The organism is Azonexus sp. (assembly GCF_049652925.1).
Taxonomy (GTDB): Bacteria; Pseudomonadota; Gammaproteobacteria; order Burkholderiales; family Rhodocyclaceae; genus Azonexus.
The window spans coordinates 20,213-37,275 of sequence record NZ_JBASFI010000013.1 but is presented as its reverse complement, the minus strand read 5'-3'; the positions used below and the strand labels follow the sequence as shown (position 1 = coordinate 37,275).

14 protein-coding genes and 1 tRNA gene are annotated in these 17,063 nt (G+C 62.3%); 8 read left to right on the top strand and 7 right to left on the bottom strand.

The window, feature by feature from the left end; all coding sequences use genetic code 11:
* The first annotated feature begins 52 nt into the window (after nt 1-52).
* A complete protein-coding gene (locus WBK19_RS05865; protein ID WP_511287831.1) occupies nt 53-709 on the top strand; it encodes a PEP-CTERM sorting domain-containing protein in 657 nt (218 codons plus the stop codon).
* 152 nt (nt 710-861) lie between these two features.
* Here WBK19_RS05865 and WBK19_RS05860 read toward each other — a convergent pair whose 3' ends face one another.
* The 7 genes from WBK19_RS05860 to WBK19_RS05830 all read right to left on the bottom strand — a co-directional run bounded on the left by WBK19_RS05860 (nt 862) and on the right by WBK19_RS05830 (nt 10,956).
* On the bottom strand, nt 862-1,347 hold the full coding sequence (locus tag WBK19_RS05860) for a thioesterase family protein (protein ID WP_494648301.1): 486 nt from the start codon (nt 1,345-1,347) through the stop codon (nt 862-864).
* 126 nt (nt 1,348-1,473) lie between these two features.
* The gene (locus WBK19_RS05855) at nt 1,474-3,378 is read right to left on the bottom strand and encodes a putative bifunctional diguanylate cyclase/phosphodiesterase (RefSeq protein ID WP_511287829.1); all 1,905 of its coding nucleotides are present in this window, start codon (nt 3,376-3,378) and stop codon (nt 1,474-1,476) included.
* Between the two features lie 346 nt (nt 3,379-3,724).
* A complete protein-coding gene (lpdA, locus tag WBK19_RS05850) occupies nt 3,725-5,521 on the bottom strand; it encodes a dihydrolipoyl dehydrogenase (protein WP_511287827.1) in 1,797 nt (598 codons plus the stop codon).
* 12 nt (nt 5,522-5,533) lie between these two features.
* Nucleotides 5,534-7,174: a dihydrolipoyllysine-residue acetyltransferase gene (gene aceF / locus WBK19_RS05845; protein WP_511287825.1), complete on the bottom strand. Its 1,641-nt coding sequence runs from the start codon at nt 7,172-7,174 to the stop codon at nt 5,534-5,536.
* A 15-nt stretch (nt 7,175-7,189) separates the two neighbouring features.
* Nucleotides 7,190-9,865, bottom strand: coding sequence for a pyruvate dehydrogenase (acetyl-transferring), homodimeric type (gene aceE / locus WBK19_RS05840; RefSeq protein ID WP_511287823.1), 2,676 nt, complete (start codon nt 9,863-9,865; stop codon nt 7,190-7,192).
* Nucleotides 9,866-10,053: 188 nt separating this feature from the next.
* The gene (locus WBK19_RS05835) at nt 10,054-10,350 is read right to left on the bottom strand and encodes a hypothetical protein (RefSeq protein WP_511287821.1); all 297 of its coding nucleotides are present in this window, start codon (nt 10,348-10,350) and stop codon (nt 10,054-10,056) included.
* 3 nt (nt 10,351-10,353) lie between these two features.
* Nucleotides 10,354-10,956 (bottom strand): cytochrome c oxidase subunit 3 family protein, encoded by a 603-nt coding sequence (locus WBK19_RS05830; RefSeq protein WP_511287992.1) that lies wholly within the window; start codon nt 10,954-10,956, stop codon nt 10,354-10,356.
* Between the two features lie 188 nt (nt 10,957-11,144).
* Between WBK19_RS05830 and WBK19_RS05825 the strand changes: the two genes are divergently transcribed.
* The 7 genes from WBK19_RS05825 to WBK19_RS05795 all read left to right on the top strand — a co-directional run bounded on the left by WBK19_RS05825 (nt 11,145) and on the right by WBK19_RS05795 (nt 17,060).
* A complete protein-coding gene (locus WBK19_RS05825) occupies nt 11,145-13,022 on the top strand; it encodes a thiamine pyrophosphate-dependent enzyme (protein WP_511287819.1) in 1,878 nt (625 codons plus the stop codon).
* Nucleotides 13,019-13,642, top strand: coding sequence for an indolepyruvate oxidoreductase subunit beta (locus WBK19_RS05820; protein ID WP_511287817.1), 624 nt, complete (start codon nt 13,019-13,021; stop codon nt 13,640-13,642). Before WBK19_RS05825 ends, WBK19_RS05820 begins: the two co-directional genes overlap by 4 nt.
* 74 nt (nt 13,643-13,716) lie before the next feature.
* Nucleotides 13,717-14,577: a bifunctional methylenetetrahydrofolate dehydrogenase/methenyltetrahydrofolate cyclohydrolase FolD gene (gene folD / locus WBK19_RS05815; RefSeq protein ID WP_511287815.1), complete on the top strand. Its 861-nt coding sequence runs from the start codon at nt 13,717-13,719 to the stop codon at nt 14,575-14,577.
* A gap of 35 nt (nt 14,578-14,612) precedes the next feature.
* On the top strand, nt 14,613-15,110 hold the full coding sequence (gene purE / locus WBK19_RS05810) for a 5-(carboxyamino)imidazole ribonucleotide mutase (RefSeq protein WP_494648292.1): 498 nt from the start codon (nt 14,613-14,615) through the stop codon (nt 15,108-15,110).
* 25 nt (nt 15,111-15,135) lie between these two features.
* A complete protein-coding gene (locus WBK19_RS05805; protein WP_511287813.1) occupies nt 15,136-16,122 on the top strand; it encodes an L-threonylcarbamoyladenylate synthase in 987 nt (328 codons plus the stop codon).
* Nucleotides 16,123-16,232: 110 nt separating this feature from the next.
* A tRNA-Ala gene (locus WBK19_RS05800) sits at nt 16,233-16,308 on the top strand.
* 167 nt (nt 16,309-16,475) lie between these two features.
* A complete protein-coding gene (locus WBK19_RS05795) occupies nt 16,476-17,060 on the top strand; it encodes a CBS domain-containing protein (RefSeq protein WP_511287811.1) in 585 nt (194 codons plus the stop codon).
* Nucleotides 17,061-17,063: the final 3 nt, after the last annotated feature.

Below are 17,063 nucleotides of genomic sequence, written 5' to 3'. Positions count from 1 at the left end.
TTTTTGAACCAGCCCCGGCGCCAGCCGGGGTTAATTCGATAAAGGAAAATCAATGAACAAGTTCAACCTGATCGCCGGCCTGCTGCTGGCGATTTCTTCCGCCGCCTCGCACGCCGCCGTGATCGTCGATCGCGCCGATGTACCAGCCACGCAGACCGTCATCGACTTCGAAAACGAAGATGGCCTCAACCTGCTCGGCGGCGACATCTACAATTTCGCCGGCGGTTCGCTCACGGCCAACAATGACTACACTGTCGGCCAGAACATTGCCGATCTTGGTGAAAACGGTGCGTGGGGTGCCGGCAACCATTTCGTCTCGTTTGACGTTGTCGGTCAAATGACCATGAACATCAGCTTTGCCGCGCCGACCAATGGCGTAGCCTTCGATTACAGCATCTACGAGGAGCTGGGTGATACCGATGGTTCCGCCATGCTGACGGCGCGTTATTACGATGCCAACGACAGCCTGCTGAAAACGGCCAAGTTCATCTTCTCGCCGTTTGGCAGTACGACCTACGACCAGTTCCAGAGCTTCGGCTATGTCAGCGATGCGGCCAATATCGCCCGCGTCAGTATCTCCGGCGACGGCGTCGTGCTCGACAACCTGACCTTCACGGCAGCCGTTCCCGAGCCGGAAAACTACGCCATGCTGCTCGCCGGTCTTGGCTTGATGGGCGTTGTCGCTCGTCGTCGCAGCGTCCGCGCCTGACGACAGAGGCGTTCCAGGCTGCAGGGCTTGCCCTGCAGTAACGACAAAGGCCGGAAGATTCCGGCCTTTGTCGTTACTGCAAATGGCATTTCAGTTTTGGCTGTTTTTCCTAGTTGACCGTGGCAGGTGCAGCGGCCGAGGCCGGTTCAGCCCTAGCTGATGACGTATGAGGCGCCGCCGGTGGCGATGAGCAGGCCGGTTTCGTTCTCCAGCGTCATCTGCACCGAGGCGATGCGGCCGCCGAGACGGGTCACCCGCCCGGTGGCGGTGAATTTCTTGCCGACGCCCTGGTGCAGGTAGTCGGTGCGCAGGTCGATGGTGCCGATGCGGCCAAAGCGATGGCTGACCTGGTCAGTGCTTTCGCTGTTGAATTTTTCGGCAACGGCCACGGTCACGGCCAGGCCGCCGACGGTATCGAGAACGGTGGCGATCACGCCGCCGTGCAGGCGGCCGTGCTGATAATGGCCGATCAGGTCCTGGCGCATGGCAAAGCTGATTTGTGGCGCTGCCGGATCGAGTGATTCAACGCGAAAACCGAGGAGTTCGTTGAAACAGAGGCGGTGCTCGAAAACATAACGCAGCGTGATTTCGAGGTGCTTTTGCTCTTCAGGAGAGCGGCGGGGCGGTGTCGAGGTCATTGGGTCCGATAGACATTAAAACGGGCGACGGGGTTGCCGTCGGCCAAGTCGAACGCAATTTTAACGCAGCTTACTTTTTGCGCCGTGCCGGGACGTCGGTGCAGGTGCCGTGCGCCGCGTCGATCATCAGTTCCGGCTGGCGGGGGGCGTCGGCGGGAAGAGGAAGCGCTGGACGAAGTCGGCTTCCGGCATCGGCCGGCCGCTCAGGTAGCCCTGGTGGATATCGCAGTGAAAGTCGCGCAAAAGCACCAGTTGCTCAGCCGTTTCGACACCTTCGGCGACGACTTCGAGGCCGAGGTTGTGGGCCATGGTGATGATCGCCGGCACCAGTGCGCTGCCGCCGGCGAAGTTACCGGCATCGTCGATCAGGGCGGTGACGAAGCTGCGGTCGATTTTCAGGCTCGTGAAGGGCAGGCGGTGCAGGTAGGACAGCGAGGAATAGCCGGTACCGAAATCGTCCAGGGCCAGGCGGAAGCCGCGGGTGCGCATGGCGTGGAGCATGTCGACGTGGTTGCCCTCGGCCTGCAGCAGCATCGACTCGGTGACTTCCAGCTCGATTTGCCCGCAGGCGACGCCGTGTTCGGCACACAGCGCGGCTACCGTCTCGGTCAGGTCGCCGGGCCAGAACTGGCGGGCCGACAGGTTGATGGCCATGTGCAGCGGCGTTGGCGACAGGCCGTTCCAGCGGGCCAGGCAGGCGATTGCCTCGGTCAGTACCCTGTGGCCGATGGGGATGATCAGGCCGGTTTCCTCAGCTACCGAGATGAAGCGGTCGGGCGGAATCCACTGGCCGTTGTCCTGCCAGCGCAGCAGGGCCTCGGCGCCGAGCAGGCGGCCGCTGGCAGTGTCGAACTTGGGCTGGTAGTGCAGCGAGAAAGCCTGTTGCTCGATGGCCCGGTGCAGGCGCAATTCGATCGAGGCGCGCTGCAGCACGCGCTCCTTCATCGCCGGCGTGTGGCGGGCCACCTGGCCGCCGCCATGACGCTTGGCCACGTACATCGCGGTATCGGCGTCGCGCAACAGTTGTTCGGCATCGGCGGCGTCGTCCGGGTACAGGCTGAGCCCGATGCTGGCGCCGACGTGCAGCTGGTTGCCATCGGTGACGAAGGGCTGGTTCAGGCGTTCGAGGAAATCGCGGGCGCGGGCTTCGGCGGTCGCGCCGTCGCTGATGCCGGTGAGCAGCACGATGAATTCGTCGCCGCCCTGGCGGACCAGGGTGTCGGTCGGGCCGAGGCCGCCGCGCAGGCGCCCGGCGACATCCTGGAGCAGGCTGTCGCCCAGCCGGTGGCCGAGCGAGTCGTTGATGTCCTTGAAACGGTCAAGATCGATGAACAGCAGGGCGACACGTTCTTGCCGGGCCGTTGCCTGGTGCAGCGCATCGCAGAGTTTCTCGGCGAGCAGCAAGCGATTGGGCAGGCCGGTCAGCGGGTCATGCTGGGCCATGAAGGCGAGTTGCTCGTCGTGCTGCTTGCGTTCGGTGATGTCGGTAACCGAGCCGGCCATCTGGTAGGCGACACCGTGACGGTCGCGCACCGCGATGCCGCGCGAGGCGATCCAGCGGTACTGGCCGCTGCTGGCACGGACCCGGTACTCGCAGTAAAAGTAGGGGGTATGGCCCTTCAGGTGCTCGGCGACGGTCCGGTTGTAATGGGAGCGGTCGTCCGCATGGACCAGTTCCAGCCAGGCATGCGTGTCGGGCAGGAAATTGTCGCGGTAACCTAGAATTTCCAGCAGCCGCTTGCCGACTTCGAGGCGCTTGCTGACCGGGTCCCACGACCAGAAGCCGTCATGCGCCGCTGCCATGGCCAGGCTATAGGCGCGCTGCGTGGCCCACAGCTGGCGCAACTGAGCCTGGACAACGTAGCCGCCGAAAGCGATGAGCAGGGCCAGACCGCCGCGCATGACGAACGACGATTCCCACCACCAGAGCAGCGGGAGGAGTATGCCAAGCAGCGCCAGCAGAGCCAGGCGCGCCAGGATGCCGCGATTGCCCGGGCCGGGGAGTAGTTGGTGCAGGGAATGGATCGACATGTCTCCGGGGTGATTCTGGTTTCCTGGCAGGGCGTTTGGCAACTCGCGCCGGAAGCTTTTGCCGCAGTATCTCCCCCTGTTCCGGCAACGGTCAACTCCGGCAAAACCCCGGAAACCCTTGTGTCATCGAGGTATGTGCACGGCATGGCGGGGCTTGGCATATTCGGCCTGCAGATGCCGGTGCTGGCCGCCAGTTTTGCGTCCCGGGCCGGGCGGACGAGAGTGCCGTGCCTGTTTTTTCCATTTCAGGATGTCGACGGAAACGAATCGGCCGAACGCCACTTGCGTGGGGTTCGGCCGATTTGTCGGAGTCTGATGTGATTCAGAACCGCATCAGGTTTCCTGGCTATTTTTTTCGCGGTGCCGGTACATCCGTACAGGTCCCATGTGCCACTTCCGCCGCCATGCCCACCGTTTCACCCAGCGTCGGGTGCGGGTGGATGGTCTTGCCGATATCGATGGCATCGCAGCCCATTTCGATGGCTAGGCAGACTTCGCCGATCATGTCGCCGGCGTTCGGGCCGACGATGGCACCGCCGATGACGCGATGCGTTTCGGCATCGAAGATCAGCTTGGTGAAGCCGTACTCGGCGCCGTTGGCGATGGCGCGACCGGATGCTGCCCACGGGAACTTGGCAGACTCGACCTTGCGGCCTTCCTTCTTGGCCTGATCCTCGGTGTAGCCGACCCACGCCACTTCCGGGTGGGTGTAGGCAACGCCGGGGATCACCGTGGCGTCGAAGGCGGCCTTGTGACCCGCCGCGACTTCGGCTGCGACGTGGGCTTCATGGACGGCCTTGTGGGCCAGCATGGGATTGCCGACGACGTCGCCGATGGCGAAGATGTGCGGCACGTTGGTGCGCATCTGGGCATCGACGTTGATGAAACCACGGTCGGTCACCGCGACGCCGGCTTTCTCGGCACCGATCTTCTTGCCGTTCGGCGAGCGGCCGGCTGCTTGCAGGATCATGTCGTACTTGACCGGCTCGGCTGATATGCCTTCGCCCTCGAAGGTGACATACAAGCCATCTTCCTTGGCATCAACAGCAACCGTCTTGGTCTTCAGCATGATCTTGTCGAAGCGATGCGTGTTCTGCTTTTCCCAGACCTTGACCGCGTCGCGATCCGGGCCTTGCATCAGCGCGTCGAGCATTTCGACGACATCGACCTTGGTGCCCAGCGTCGAATAGACGGTGGCCATTTCGAGGCCGATGATGCCGCCGCCGATGACCAGCATCTTCTCCGGCACGAAGCGCAGTTCGAGCGCCCCGGTCGAATCGACGATGCGCGGATCCTTCGGGATGAAGGGCAGATGCACGGCAGCCGAACCGGCGGCGATGATGCATTTCTGGAACTTGATGACTTTCTTGCTGCCGGTGGTGTCCTGACCGCTACCGGTGGTTTCCTGCACCTCGATGTGATGCGGGTCGAGGAAGGTGCCGAAACCGCGCACGATGTCGACCTTGCGGCCCTTGGCCATGCCGGCCAGACCGCCGGTCAGCTTGCCGACGACCTTGTCCTTGTGGGCGCGCAGCTTGTCAATATCGACCGTCGGGGCGGCAAAGGTGACGCCGAGATCGCTGGCGTGCTGGGCTTCTTCCATGACCGCGGCGACGTGGAGCAGCGCCTTGGACGGAATGCAGCCGACGTTGAGGCAGACGCCACCGAGGGTGGCGTAGCGCTCGACGATGACCGTCTTCATGCCGAGGTCGGCCGAGCGGAAGGCGGCGGAGTAACCGCCGGGGCCGGCGCCGAGGACGAGCATTTCGCACTCGATGTCGGCACCGCCGGCATGGCTGCCGGCGACCGGAGCGGCGACCGGAGCGGCGACCGGAGCGGCGGCTGGCGCCGCGGCCTGGGTTTCCGTTTTTGCCGCATTTTCCGGGTTGACCGTGGAAGCAGCGCCACTTTCAACCTTGATCAGCAAGGCGCCTTCACCGACCTTGGCACCGAGCTGAACGAGCACTTCCTTGACCACACCGGCGACCGGCGACGGCACATCCATCGTCGCCTTGTCGGATTCCAGCGTGCAGATCGCGTCATCGACCTTGATGCTGTCGCCGACCTTGACGAACAGGTCGATGATCGGCACTTCGGCGAAATCGCCGATGTCGGGGACTTTGACTTCTACCAGATTGCTCATGGTGATCTCCCCTTACAGAGCGACGCGACGGAAGTCGGCCAGCAGCTGAGCGATGTAGACGTTGAAGCGGGTGGCCAGCGCCCCGTCGATGACGCGGTGATCAGCGGTCAGCGAGAGCGGCAGGACGAGGCGCGGCACGAATGCCTTGCCGTCCCAGACCGGCTTCATGGCCGATTTGTTGACCCCGAGGATGGCGACTTCCGGTGCATTGACGATCGGTGCGAAGTAGGTGCCGCCGATGCCGCCCAGACTGGAAATCGTGAAGCAGGCGCCGGACATATCGGCCGGCTTGAGCTTGCCGTCGCGGGCCTGCTTGGCCAGTTCGCCCGACTCTTGCGCCAGTTCGAAGACCGACTTCTTGTCGACGTTCTTGACCACCGGGACGACCAGGCCGTTCGGCGTGTCGGCCGCAAAGCCGATGTTGAAATACTTCTTCAGCACCAGGTTGTCGCCGTCGAGCGAGGAATTGAATTCCGGGAATTTCTGCAGGCCCTTGACGCAAGCCTTCATGAGGAAAGCCAGCATGGTCAGCTTGGCGCCGCCACCCTTCTCGTTTTCCTTGTTGAGCAGCACGCGGAAGGCCTCGATGTCGGTGATGTCGGCATCTTCGTGGTAGGTCACGGCCGGGATCATCACCCAGTTGCGCGACAGGTTCTGGCCGGAAATCTTCTTGATGCGCGATAGCGGTTTGACCTCGATCTCGCCGAACTTGGCGAAATCGACCTTCGGCCAGGGCAGCAGATCGAGCCCGCCGCCGAGACTGGCGCCGCCAGCAGCGGGAGCCGGGCCGGCAACGGCGCCGGACATGACGCCCTTGACGTACTTGGTCAGGTCTTCCTTGACGATGCGGTTCTTCGGGCCGGTGGCCGGCACCTTGTTCAGATCGACGCCGAGTTCGCGGGCATAGGCGCGGACCGACGGCGAAGCGTGAACCTTGGAACCGACAGCCAGAGCCGGGGCCAGTGCCGCCGGTGCGGCAGCAGCCGGAGCAGCGGCGGGCGCGGCAACCGGGGCTGCGGCAGCAGCGACAGGCGCCGGAGCAGCAGCTTGCGGCGTGGCAACCGGAGCCGAAGCGCCCGTTTCAACCTTGATCAGAACCGTGCCTTCGCCGACCTTGGAGCCGAGTTGGACGAGCACTTCCTTGACCGTGCCGGCGACGGTGGACGGTACGTCCATCGTTGCCTTGTCGGATTCCAGCGTGGCGATGGCATCGTCAACCTTGATGCTGTCGCCGACCTTAACGTACAACTCGATCACCGGGACTTCGGCGAAGTCGCCGATATCCGGCACCTTGACCTCAACCACGCCACCACCCGCTGCCGGTGCAGCGGCAACCGGTGCTGCCGCGGGTGCCGGTGCAGCGGCCTGGGCCGCCGGTGCGGGGGCGGCGGCAGGTGCGGCAACAGCGGCACCTCCCGTTTCAACCTTGATCAGAACGCTACCTTCGCCGACCTTGGCGCCGAGTTGGACCAAAACTTCCTTGATGACGCCGTCGACCGTGGAAGGCACATCCATCGTTGCCTTGTCGGATTCCAGCGTGGCAATGGCGTCGTCGACCTTGATGCTGTCGCCGACCTTGACGTACAACTCGATCACCGGCACTTCGGCGAAATCGCCGATATCGGGGACTTTGACTTCAATGATTTGGCTCATGTTGTCTCTCCCTGATTAAACCGACATCGGGTTGGGTTTGTTCGGGTCAAGGTTGTACTTGACCAGAGCGGCAGCAACCACTTCGCGCTTGATTTCGCCGTTGTCGGCCAGCGCCTTGAGGGCGGCCAGCGTCACCCAGTGACGATCGACTTCGAAGAAATGACGCAGCTTCTCGCGGGTATCCGAACGGCCGAAACCATCGGTGCCCAGCGTGACGTACGGAGCCTTGACGAAGGGACGGATCTGCTCGGAGAACAGCTTGATGTAGTCGGTCGAGGCGATGACCGGGCCCTTGGCGCCTGCCAGCTTCTCTTCGACGTGCGACAGCTTCGGCTCTTCGAGCGGATGCAGCATGTTCCTGCGCTGGGTATCGATACCGTTGCGCGCCAGTTCATTCATGCTGGTACAGCCCCACAGGTCGGATTCGACACCCCAGTCCTGCTTGAGCAGGTCGGCGGCGGCGATGACTTCGCGGAAGATGGTGCCGGAACCGAGCAGCTGAACGCGCGGGCCGGCGGATTCGCCACCCTTCTTGAAGGAGTACATGCCCTTGATGATGTCGGCTTCGGCGCCAACCGGCATTTCCGGATGCTCGTAGTTCTCGTTCATTACCGTCAGGTAATAGAAAACGTCTTCCTGCTCCTGGAACATACGGCGCATGCCGTCCTGGGTCACCACGGCGACTTCATACTGGAAGGTCGGGTCGTAGGAAACACAGTTCGGGATCAGGTTGGAGAGGATCAGGCTATGGCCGTCTTCGTGCTGCAGGCCTTCGCCGTTCAGCGTCGTGCGACCGGCTGTGCCGCCGATCAGGAAGCCACGGGCGCGCTGGTCGCCAGCCGCCCAGCACAGGTCGAGAACGCGCTGCATGCCGAACATCGAGTAGCAGATGTAGAACGGAATGGTCTGGACGTTATGGACGGAATACGAGGTGGCGGCGGCGATCCAGTCGCTCATTGCGCCGGACTCGTTGATGCCTTCCTGCAGCACCTGGCCGGTCTTCGACTCCTTGTAGAACATCAGCTGGTCATGGTCTTCCGGAACATAGTTCTGGCCTTCCTGATTCCAGATGCCGACCGAGCGGAACATGCCTTCCATGCCGAAAGTGCGCGATTCGTCCGGCACAATGGGCACGACGTTCTTGCCGACATTCTTGTCCTTCAACATCATGTTCATGATGCGGACGATGGCCATGGTCGTGGACAACTCGCGGCCTTCGCCGGATGCCTTCAACAGCGCGGCAAACGTGTCGAGCGACGGGATGGCGAGCGGCTCGGCCTTGCGGCGGCGCTGCGGCAGGAAACCGCCGAGGTCGACCCGACGCTGGAGCATGTACTGGTATTCCGGCGAGTCTTCGGCGAACTTCAGGTAAGGCAGTTCGTAGAGCTGGTCGTCCGGCACCGGCAGGTTGAAGCGGTCACGGAAGCGGCCGATCTGCTCCTTGTCCATCTTCTTCTGCTGGTGCGAGGTATTCATCGCTTCGCCGGCCTGGCCCATGCCGAAACCCTTGATGGTCTTGGCCAGGATCAGGGTTGGGGCACCCTTGGTCTTGATGGCGCGGTCGTAGGCAGCAAAGATCTTGAAGATGTCGTGGCCGCCGCGATTCAGGTTCCAGACCTGGTCGTCGGTCCAGTCAGCGACCAGTTCGCGCAATTCTGGCGTGTTGAAGAAATGTTCGCGAACGTAGGCGCCGTTCTTGGCCTTGAAGGTCTGGTACTCGCCATCGCACAGTTCCATCATGCGTTTCTTCATGATGCCCTTCTTGTCGCGCTGGAACAGCGTGTCCCACTGCGTACCCCAGACAAGCTTGATGACGTTCCAGCCGGCACCGCGGAATTCGGATTCGAGTTCCTGGATGATCTTGCCGTTGCCTCGCACCGGGCCGTCGAGGCGCTGCAGGTTGCAGTTGATGACGAAAATCAGATTGTCGAGCTTCTCGCGACCGGCCATGCCGATGGCGCCGAGCGATTCAACTTCGTCGGTCTCGCCGTCGCCGAGGAAGGCCCAGACTTTGCGATCACCTGCCTTGGCCAGTCCGCGCGAATCGAGGTACTTCATGAAGCGGGCCTGATAAATGGCCTGGATCGGGCCGAGGCCCATGGAAACGGTCGGGAACTGCCAGAAATCCGGCATCAGCCAGGGGTGGGGGTAGGACGAAATGCCCTTGCCGCCGGTTTCCTGACGGAAGTTGTCCATCTGTTCTTCGCTCAGGCGGCCGAGCATGAAAGCGCGGGAATAAACGCCGGGTACGGAATGGCCCTGGAAGAAGATCAGGTCGCCGCCGGACGGGTCATTGATGCTGCGCCAGAAATGCGAAAAGCCGACGTCGTAGAGGGCGGCGGCCGAAGCGAAGGAGGCGATGTGGCCGCCGACGTTGGTGTCCTTGTTGGCGCGCACGACCATGGCCATGGCGTTCCAGCGGATATAGGAGTGCAGCTTGATTTCCATATCCGGATTGCCTGGGTACTTGGGCTGCTGGTCAGCCGGGATGGTGTTGATGTACTCGGTGTTGGCGGAGTAGGGCAGATCAATGCCGTCTTCGCGGGCCTGGCCGATCAGCTTCTCGATCAGGTAATGGGCGCGGTCGGCGCCTTCGTTGACGAGGACGCCGCCGAGGGCGTCAATCCATTCTTTGGTTTCCTGCGGATCTATGTCAGCGGGGTCAGGCAATTTGTTCGGTTGTTCGGCCATGGTTTGTCTCCTGGTTTGAATGTGATTCTGTTTTGCCTGTTGAGCAAGACAACTTTAACTGCTTGCAGTTCTGTTAGCGAACCCGTATTTACCCTAATTCGCGTTTCGCATTGTAAAAACAAAATTCGCATCGTGCAATAAGTACAAGCACGTACCACGAGTTTTTTTGCAGATTTACAACGGGGAGGTTAGAGCGTGGCCCAGCGGGCCAGCGTGCCGCCGAAGAAGGCGGTGGCGATCAGGGCGAGCGGTGAGGCGGCGATGAAGACCTTGAGAACGCGGGCGATGAAGGGGTGGGCAAGCTGCGATTCGATGAAGCAGCGGGCAACCACGACGCCCTTGATCCAGATGATGGCGGCGACCAGCAAAGGTAGCCAGCTCACCTCCCGGAACCACTCGCTGAGGCCGAGGCTGGCCAGCGTCAGGGCGACCAGCGCCAGCCATGCCACGGTCAACCGGAAAAAATGATCAATTTTGAAATTCATCATTCAGGCCAGTACGTAGAACAGCGGGAAAATGACCAGCCAGATGATGTCTGTGGCGTGCCAGTAGCAGGCCAGCGCTTCGAGCCCGGCGTAGTCTTCGGACGAATAGCCGCGGAAACTCAGCCGGGCGAGGACCCAGAGAATGCCGAGGATGCCCCAGGTGGCGTGCACCAGATGGGTGAAGGTCAGGTAGTAATAGACCGTGAAAAAAATGCCCGATTCGCCATTGATGCCGTGCGCCAGATTCCAGCCGATTTCGAGCGCCTTGGTCAGCGGATAGCCGAGCGCGACAATCAGGCCGGCGACCAGCCAGATGATGGCAGAGCGATGCTTGTCCTGACGGATGGCGTTCACCGAGCAGGCGATCAAATAGCTGCTGGTGATCATGAGCAGCGTGATCACCGTTCCGGCGGTGACCGACAGGCGTTGTGCGCCGTCGTGGAAGGCCTCCGGGAAATGGGCGCGGGCGATGAAGTACACCGCGAAAAGTACGCCAAACTCGACGAACTCGCAGGTGATGCCGGCCCAGATGCCCTTGTTGCCGGGGATACGGAATGGGGTTTCGGCAGCGGGGGGCGGTTCGGCGGGGAGGGTGGCGGCGGTCATGGTCGAGGTGTCGATGAGCGGCCATTGTTCCGGGGGCGGGCGGGGCTGGCCTTGATGTTCATCAACGGCTTTCACCATGCCCTGATGCGACACGAAAAAAATACCCCGGCGAATTGCGTTGTATCAAGTTGCCGCAGGAATGCCCTTTTATAATGTATGGCTTTAGTCCAAATGATCGAGGAGTCGACATGGCGGCAGTCATGCCTGTACCCGCAGCAAGCCGGGTTTTGATGTCCGGTAACGAAGCAGTCGCCCGCGCTGTCTGGGAGGCCGGCGTGAAAGTTGCGGCCGCTTATCCCGGCACGCCGTCTACCGAAATGCTCGAAGTCATTTCGAGCTACCCCGATCTCTATGCCGAGTGGTCGGTCAACGAGAAGGTTTCGCTAGAAGTTGCCATCGGTGCCGCCTATGCCGGTTCCCGTTCGTTCTGCTGCATGAAGCATGTCGGCATGAACGTCGCCTCCGACGCGCTGATGACCCTGACCCTGACCGGTGTGGTCGGCGGGCTGGTCATCGCCATCGCCGACGACGTCGGTTTGTCCTCGTCGCAGAACGAACAGGACTCACGCTACTGGGGCCGTTTCGCCCACGTCCCGGTGCTCGAGCCGGCCGATTCGCAGGAAGCGTACGCGATGACGCTGTACGCCTACGAGCTGTCCGAAAAATTCCAGGTGCCGGTCATCCTGCGCATGACGACGCGGATCAACCACGTTAAGTCGCTGGTCATCGTCGGCGAGCGGAACGAGTACGTCGGCGCCGGTTTCAAGAAGGAACCGGCCCGCTTCGTCATGGTGCCGGGCAATGCCGGCAAGCGCATTCCGCTGATGTTTGCGCGCGACATCAAGTTGCGCGAGCTGGCCGAAACCTCTGAACTGAATTTCATCGAGGATGGCTCCGACAAACGCGTTGGCTTCATCGCCTCCGGCCCGGCCTACATGCACGTCAAGGAATCCTTCCCGAATGCGCCGGTCCTCAAGCTCGGCTTCTCCTGCCCGGTGCCTTTCGAGAAATGCCGCGAACTGGCGGCCATGGTCGACCAGGTTGTCATCGTCGAAGAAGTTGAACCGCTGGTCGAAACCGAACTCAAGGCGCAAGGCCTGAAAGTCATCGGCAAGGAAATCCTGCCGCTGCAGGGCGAGTTGTCGCCCAACGTGCTCAAGCCGGCCATCGCCAAGCTGCTCGGCGAGCCGATTCCGGAAAAGACCGCGCTGGCCCCGCTGCAGGTTTTCCCGCGGCCGCCGACGATGTGCGTCGCCTGCCCGCACCTCGGCGTCTATTACACGCTGTCGCAAGTGCGCAATCTCAATATCTCGGGCGATATCGGCTGCTACACGCTGGGCGCAGGACACCCGTGGAACGCCCTCGACACCTGCGTCTCGATGGGCGCCTCGATGGGCGTCGCGCTGGGCATGGACAAGGGCCGTGGCGAGGCCGACAAGGACAAGCGCATCGTTGCCGTGATCGGCGATTCGACCTTCCTGCACATGGGCATGCAGGGCCTGCTCGACATGGTTTACAACAAGGGCAATGTCACCGTGCTGTTGCTCGACAACCGAGCCGTCGGCATGACGGGCGGCCAGAACAATCCGGGCAACGGCTACGGCATTCACGGTGAAGAAGCGCCGCGCGTCGATTTCGCCAAGCTGGTCAGTGCGCTGGGCGTCAAGGATGAGCGCATCCACGTCGTCAATCCGTATGAGTTGCCGGTGCTCTTCAAGACCATTCGCGACGAGGTCAAGGTCCCCGATGTGTCGGTCATCATCACCGACCAGCCCTGCGTGCTGGTCAAGGATTACCACAAGCTCAAGCCGTTCGAAGTCATCGACGACAAGTGCACGGGTTGCGGCAATTGCATCGACGTCGGCTGCCCGGCCATTCACGTCACGCGCCGTGGCAAGGAAGTCAAACCGAGCGGTCGCGAGGTCGATCTGGCATTCGTGCGCATCGAAACCTCGGTGTGCACCGGCTGCGGCCTGTGTGTCCAGCCCTGTGCGCCGAAGGCCATTGTCCATCATGTGCAGACCTCGCCGATCCAGCTGGTGACCAAGGGAGGCTGCGCAGCATGAGCGTTGTTGAAAACACCTGCACCAACATCCTCGTCGTCGGCATCGGCGGCCAGGGCGTCATGACGGCGACCGAAATCCTCGCCGAAGCGGCCATCGCGCTAGGCCACGACGCCAAGAAAACCGAAGTCGCCGGCATGGCGCAACGTGGTGGCGTTGTTTCGTCGCACCTGCGTTTCGGCAAGCGCGTCCTGTCGCCGCAGATCACGCCAGGGACCGCTGACGTCCTGCTCGGCTTCGAGTCGGCCGAAGCGATGCGCTGGCAGCATATGCTCAAGCCGGGCGGCATCACGCTCATGAACACCGCCAGACTGGTGCCGCCGGTCGTCGAACTCGGTCTGTTCGATTACCCGGAAGATCCGCTGGCCGAGATCAGGAAATCCGGCAACAAGGTCGTCGCTTTCGACGCCACGACCATCGCGCAGAATCTGGGCGACATCCGCCTTGGCAACACAGTAATGCTGGGCGCTATTGCCGATCACCTGCCGTTTGGCGCCGAGGTGCTGCTCGATTGCGTGCTCAAGCGCTTCCAGCGCAAGGGCGAAAAACTGGTAGAACTGAACCGCCGCGCTTTTGAAGCTGGTCGCGCAGCAGTCGGTGAAGCGGAAGCTGCCGCGGCGTAATCTGCTAAAATACGCGCCAATTCAAAGGGAAAGGCCGCCGCCTTTCCCCTTTTTCTTTTCAGTTGGATGCGACGATGACAGCTCAAATTATTGACGGCAAGGCGCTGGCCGAAGAACTGCGCCAGGGTTTCAAGGCACGCGTCGAGGCGCTCACCGCCAAGGGCCACAAACCCGGTCTGGTGGTCATTCTGGTTGGGGCCGACCCGGCTTCCGAGGTCTATGTCCGCAACAAGGTCAATGGCTGTCTGGCCATCGGCATGCACTCCGAAAAGATCACTTACGACGCCACGGTCGATCAGGCGACGGTGCTCGACAAGATCGCCGAACTGAACGCTGATCCGAACATCCACGGCATCCTCGTCCAACTGCCGCTGCCGAAGCATTTCGACGAAGAAGCTGTGCTCGAGGCGATTGCTGCCGAGAAGGACGTCGATGGCTTCCACGCCGAAAACGTCGGTGCGCTGGCCCAGGGCAATCCGCGCTTCATCCCGTGCACGCCCTACGGCGTCATGAAGATGTTCGAGAAGGGCAATGTCGATCTGACCGGCAAGGAAGCGGTCGTCATCGGCCGTTCCAATATCGTCGGCAAGCCGATGGCGCTGCTGCTGATCAACGCCGGGGCGACGGTCACCGTTTGCAACTCGCGCACCAAAGACCTGAAATTCCACACCAGCCGCGCCGACATTCTGGTCGCTGCCGTCGGCAAGCCAAAATTCGTCACCGGCGACATGGTCAAGCCGGGCGCTGTCGTCATCGACGTCGGCATCAACCGCCTTCCGGACGGCAAGCTGTGTGGCGACGTCGATTTCGCCAGCTGTCTTGAGGTTGCCGGCCAGATCACGCCGGTCCCGGGCGGCGTTGGGCCGATGACGATCACGATGCTGCTGGCAAATACGATCGAAGCTGCGGAACGAAAAGCAGCGCTGGCTGACTAAGGCATCTTTCCATCTCTAACTGAAGGATTTACAACATGAGCACAAAGCCCCTCGTTGGCATCGTCATGGGTTCGGACAGCGACTGGCCGATCATGCGCGCCGCCGCTGTTGCCCTGAAGAACCTCGATATTCCCTACGAAGCCAAGGTGCTTTCAGCCCACCGCACCCCGGATCAGGCACTTGACTATGCCTCTACCGCTGCCGAGCGCGGCATCAAGGTGCTGATCGGCGCGGCCGGCGGTGCCGCCCACCTGGCCGGCGTGCTCGCCGCCAAGACCCAACTCCCGGTGCTTGGCGTGCCGATGCCGTCCAAGCACCTGATGGGGCTTGATTCGCTGCTCTCCATGGTCCAGATGCCCGGCGGTATTCCGGTCGCCACCTTTGCCGTCGGCGAAGCCGGTGCCACCAACGCGGCGCTGTTTGCCGTCGCCATGCTGGCCTTGAGCGACGAAGCCATTGCCCAGAGGCTGGCCGGCTTCCGCCAGAGCCAGACCGAAAAAGTGCTGTCCAAGACGCTGCCCGACCAGCCTTGACCGCCACTCCGACCAGCTTTCGCCAATGACTCAGGACTACACGCGCGCTGTTGAATTGCTGCGCGCCGGCGAGCTGGTCGCCTTCCCGACGGAAACGGTTTACGGCCTGGGGGCGGATGCCGCCAACCCGGCCGCCGTTGCCAAGATTTTTGCCGCCAAGGGCCGCCCGGCCGATCATCCGCTGATCGTCCATATCGCCGGCCACGACGCGGTCGACCACTGGGCCGAGCAGGTTCCCGCTGTCGCTTGGGAACTCATGGAAGCTTTCTGGCCTGGCCCGCTGACGCTGATTCTCAAAAAACAGGCTTGGGTGCCCGACGTCGTGACCGGCGGCCAGGATACGGTTGGATTGCGCGTTCCCGGCCATCCGGTGGCGCTCGACCTGCTGCGTGCCTTTGCCGCCGTCGCCGGTGAACATGCCGGCATCGCCGCCCCATCGGCCAACCGCTTCGGCCGCATCAGCCCGACCACGGCCGAACATGTCCGTGAAGAACTTGGTGACCGGGTGCCGCTGATTCTCGACGGCGGGCCGTGCAAGGTCGGCATCGAATCGACCATCGTCGATTGTTCGCGCGGCGAGCCCGTCGTCCTCCGCCCCGGCCACATCGCCCCGGCCCATCTCGAAGCCGTCCTCGGCCGCCGCCCGGCCATCGAAACCGCCGACGGCGCCCCGCGCGTCTCCGGCTCGCTGGCCGCCCACTACGCGCCACAAACCCCGATGCGCCTGGTGTCGTCCGAACGTTTGCTCGATTTCATCAACGCCCAGCGCCACAAAGGCGACCGCTGCGGCGTCATCAGCACCAACCAGCCCCCACACGCCGGCATGCCCCACGCCTGGCGCATGCTGCCGGCCGACCCGGTCGGCTACGCCCACGAGCTCTACGCCGCCCTGCGCGACATGGACCACGCCGGCGTCGACCTGATCGCCGTCGAAGCCTTGCCCGACGAGCCAGCATGGGCCGCAGTCGCCGACCGCCTGCGCCGGGCCGTTGCCGGTGCCGGACAGGCGTAAATTCCGACTCCCACGGTCAACCGGAAAAAACGGCCAAAATTGAAAGTTGGCACAGAATGAAAATGCCGCTTTGATCTGCAAATTGGAGTGAGCTAGAATCGGTCCTCGTTGGGGGGGTAGCTCAGCTGGGAGAGCGCCTGGTTCGCAATCAGGAGGTCGTGAGTTCGATCCTCATCCTCTCCACCATCTCAAAAAGCCTGATTTTTCAGGCTTTTTTTGTTTTCTCGCCGGATTAGGGATTTCCCTCGGGGTGCTTGTATTGCCATCCGATTCGCCGAATACTTTGTACGTGTCAGGTTGCCTGACTCAACAGAGCTTTGGTCGCAAAACAATAACGGATGGAGGATCGAGACATGACTTTGGTACCCAAGGTGCAAACGCACAAGATTTCCAAAAACATTACGCTGAGTGCTTCCGGATATAACGTGATTGGCGCCGACTCGCCGGCGATCGAGGCGATGACTGACTTTCTGCGAGTCAGCGTGGTGGTCATCGCGCCCGACGCATCGGTGGTCGAGGCCAATGCGCAAATGATTGCGCGCGGCGTTCGCCTGCTCATGGTGACGGGGGCCGGCGACCGGCTGGAGGGGCTGATTACCGCCCGCGACATCCTCGGCGAGAAGCCAATGCAGGTTGCCTCGGCGCGCGGCTGCAAGCGTGACGAGCTGAAGGTGGCCGAGCTCATGACGTCGATCAGCCACGTCGATACGCTCTATTTGAAGGAAGTCCTCAACGCGCGCGTGGTGGATATTCTCGATGCCCTGAAGCGCCTCGGCCGCCAGCATATTCTCGTCGAGGACGTCGATGCGGCGACTGGTCTGCCACGCGTGCGCGGCGTTTTCTCGGCGACCAACATCGGCCGCCAGCTCGGCGTGCCGGTGCTCGGTTTCGAACTGGCCAGCACCTTTGCCGAAATCGAGGCGGCGCTGGCTCCGTGATGC

Bases quoted from the DNA above. Each gene is read 5' to 3' on its own strand.
- WBK19_RS05865 (WP_511287831.1), top strand. From the start codon at position 53: ATGAACAAGTTCAACCTGATCGCCGGCCTGCTGCTGGCGATTTCTTCC.
- WBK19_RS05860 (WP_494648301.1), bottom strand. From the start codon at position 1,347: ATGACCTCGACACCGCCCCGCCGCTCTCCTGAAGAGCAAAAGCACCTC.
- WBK19_RS05855 (WP_511287829.1), bottom strand. From the start codon at position 3,378: ATGTCGATCCATTCCCTGCACCAACTACTCCCCGGCCCGGGCAATCGC.
- lpdA (WP_511287827.1), bottom strand. From the start codon at position 5,521: ATGAGCAATCTGGTAGAAGTCAAAGTCCCCGACATCGGCGATTTCGCC.
- aceF (WP_511287825.1), bottom strand. From the start codon at position 7,174: ATGAGCCAAATCATTGAAGTCAAAGTCCCCGATATCGGCGATTTCGCC.
- aceE (WP_511287823.1), bottom strand. From the start codon at position 9,865: ATGGCCGAACAACCGAACAAATTGCCTGACCCCGCTGACATAGATCCG.
- WBK19_RS05835 (WP_511287821.1), bottom strand. From the start codon at position 10,350: ATGAATTTCAAAATTGATCATTTTTTCCGGTTGACCGTGGCATGGCTG.
- WBK19_RS05830 (WP_511287992.1), bottom strand. From the start codon at position 10,956: ATGACCGCCGCCACCCTCCCCGCCGAACCGCCCCCCGCTGCCGAAACC.
- WBK19_RS05825 (WP_511287819.1), top strand. From the start codon at position 11,145: ATGGCGGCAGTCATGCCTGTACCCGCAGCAAGCCGGGTTTTGATGTCC.
- WBK19_RS05820 (WP_511287817.1), top strand. From the start codon at position 13,019: ATGAGCGTTGTTGAAAACACCTGCACCAACATCCTCGTCGTCGGCATC.
- folD (WP_511287815.1), top strand. From the start codon at position 13,717: ATGACAGCTCAAATTATTGACGGCAAGGCGCTGGCCGAAGAACTGCGC.
- purE (WP_494648292.1), top strand. From the start codon at position 14,613: ATGAGCACAAAGCCCCTCGTTGGCATCGTCATGGGTTCGGACAGCGAC.
- WBK19_RS05805 (WP_511287813.1), top strand. From the start codon at position 15,136: ATGACTCAGGACTACACGCGCGCTGTTGAATTGCTGCGCGCCGGCGAG.
- WBK19_RS05795 (WP_511287811.1), top strand. From the start codon at position 16,476: ATGACTTTGGTACCCAAGGTGCAAACGCACAAGATTTCCAAAAACATT.